Here is a 2,430-nt window from a genome sequence, read left to right on the forward strand (position 1 = left end):
CCGTCGACCTGCGCGGCGGTGGCCCGCGCGAGCTCCGGCGTCAGCGTGGCCACGCCCGTCTCCTCAGGCAGTCCCTCGAGCGCGCGGACCGCGGCCGCGGCGAACTCGGCGGCCGACGCGTCGCCCGACTCGACGGCGGCGACGATGCCGCCGGCGCTGCTGGCGATGCGTTCGAAGGTCATGGGGCGAAAGTCTATCGGGACACTTAGGCTGGTGGGCATGACCACCGTGACCTACCTCGGCCCCGCCGGAACGTTCACCGAGGCAGCGCTTTTGGCGATGGCCCGCCGCGGCGAAATCGACCCCGCCGGCGAAAGCGCCGTCGAGACCGTGCCCGTCGACAGCCCCGGCGCCGCCCTGGCCGCCGTGCGCAAGGGCGACGCCGACTACGCCTGCGTGGCCATCGAAAACAGCGTCGACGGACCGGTGACCCCGACGTTCGACGCGCTGACCATGGGCCCCGAGCTGCAGATCTACCGCGAGACCGAGATCGGCGTGGAGTTCTCCATCCTCGTCCGGCCCGGCACGGATCCGGGGGCGATACGCAGCTTTACGACGCACCCCGTCGCATACCCCCAGGTCAAGCAGTGGGTGGACGCGAACCTGCCCGGCGTGGAATTCCACTCGGCCTCGTCGAACGCCGCCGCCGCGCACCTGGTCGCCGACGGCGTGCACGACGCCTGCGCCGCACCCGCCCGCGCCGGAGAGCTGCTGGGGCTTGACGCGATCGCCGAGGGCGTGGCCGACGTCCGCGGCGCCCGGACCCGATTCGTGCTGGTCGGCCGCCCCGGCGTGCCCACCGCCCGCACCGGAGTCGACCGAACCAGCGTGTCCTTCACCCTGCGCAACGAGCCCGGCACGCTGATGCGGTCCATGAACGAATTCGCCGTGCGCGACATCAACCTCACCCGCATCGAGTCGCGGCCGACGCGGAAGTCGATGGGCGCGTACCGGTTCCACATCGACGTCGCCGGGCACATCGACGATCCCGCGGTGGCGTCGGCGCTGGCGGCGCTGCACCTGCGGGCCGCGGACCTGCGGTTCCTCGGGTCGTGGCCCGCCGCGCAGGGTTCGGCGAACATCGACGCCGGGCCCCCCGACGTCACCGACGCCCTGGCCTGGGTGTCCGAGCTGAAGGAAGGGAAGCGACGATGACGAAGTTCGACGGCAACTTCGCCGCCGGCGAGGACCACTCGCTCGAGGAGTCGGTCGGCCGGGCGCACCGCGGGGAGGATCGGCTGATCCTCATCCGCCACGGCCAGACCCACGCCAACATCGCGCGGATCCTGGACACCGCGCTGCCCGGGGCGCCGTTGACCGACCACGGGATCATCCAGGCCCGGCGGCTCGGGCGCGTGCTGCTGCCGTCGCGGGAGCGGATGAGCGAGGTCGTGACGTCCCATGCCCTGCGCGCCCGTCAGACCGGAGCGGGCGCGGTGGCGGGGCTGCATCATCTGGCGGGGCCGGGAGTGCGGCTGCGCCACGAGTCCGGGCTCCACGAGGTCCAGGCCGGCGAAATCGAAGGCCGCAGCGACTTCGACGCCCATCGCCGCTTCATGGAAATCTTCCACGGCTGGCTCCACGGCGACTTCGGCGCGAAGGTCCCCGGCGGCGAGTCCGCCGACGACGTCCTCGCCCGCTACCTCCCGGTGCTGCGAAGGCTCGTCGCCGAGGGCCGCGATGCGCCATGGCCGGGCGCCGATTCGGCGTCGGCTTCTCCGCTTGACGACGGCCCGTCGTCACGCAACGAGCCCTTCTCGTCGGAGCGGGCCGCGAGCGCCGGCGGCCCGGACGATGCCGGCCGCAACATCGCCGTGGTCAGCCACGGCGCGGCGATTCGCCTGATCGCGCAGCACTTGGCGAACATCGAGGGCCAGTTCATCTTCGACAACCCGCTGCCCAACGCCGCGCGCGTGGAGCTGGTGCGCGACGTCGACGCCGGCGACGGCGACGCGGCCGGATCCTGGAAGCTGGCGCGCTGGGGCGAACTGAGCAACGAGCCCGAGGCGCGGTAGGCCGGGCGTCTGGAAGCGTCGCCCGCCGCCCGCTGGCTCGGCACTCACTGACCCGGCATCCGCTGGTTCGGCGCGCGCCTCAACGCCGCAGATACCTACGTTCCGGCCAGATACTCACGTTCAAACGTAGGTATCCGGCCGGAACGTAGGTGTCTGTGCGGTCGGCGTTACGACTGGTGGGGTGGACGCGTGCCGGCGGGCAACGCTGCTGCGCAGAAAGACGTCCAGTGGACAGAAAGACGTGGTTGACCAGCTCTTTCTGTCCGCTGGGCGTCTATCTGTGTGTGGTGGGGGCGAAGTCCGCGGCGATCGAGGTGTGTGGGGCTCGCGTTACCCGTACCCGAGGCGGTCGAGGTCGTCCTCGTCCATGCCGAAGAAGTGCCCCACCTCGTGGAGGACGGTGACGCGGATCTGC

General features: G+C 71.7%; 4 protein-coding genes. 2 read left to right on the forward strand and 2 right to left on the reverse strand.

The genetic code is table 11. The annotated features are described in order from the left end of the window. Positions 1–182: hypothetical protein (locus GX015_RS06905; protein ID WP_291343850.1), on the reverse strand; the 182-nt coding region annotated here is incomplete at its 3' end. 37 nt (positions 183–219) lie between these two features. Here GX015_RS06905 and pheA point away from each other — a divergent pair. Together pheA and GX015_RS06915 are read left to right on the forward strand one after the other, a co-directional pair. Further along, positions 220–1,155, forward strand: a complete 936-nt coding sequence (pheA, locus tag GX015_RS06910) for a prephenate dehydratase (RefSeq protein WP_291343851.1) — start codon at positions 220–222, stop codon at positions 1,153–1,155. Continuing rightward, entirely contained in the window at positions 1,152–2,015 is an 864-nt protein-coding gene (locus GX015_RS06915) for a histidine phosphatase family protein (RefSeq protein WP_291343853.1), read from the forward strand. The genes pheA and GX015_RS06915 overlap by 4 nt, the downstream gene beginning before the upstream one ends. Positions 2,016–2,345: 330 nt before the next feature. On the opposite strand, the gene GX015_RS06920 is transcribed toward GX015_RS06915, so the two are convergent. After that, a partial coding sequence (locus GX015_RS06920) for a metallopeptidase family protein (protein WP_291343854.1) occupies positions 2,346–2,430 on the reverse strand: 85 nt, incomplete at its 5' end.

The organism is Corynebacterium sp., assembly GCF_012837295.1.
GTDB lineage: Bacteria > Actinomycetota > Actinomycetes > Mycobacteriales > Mycobacteriaceae > Corynebacterium.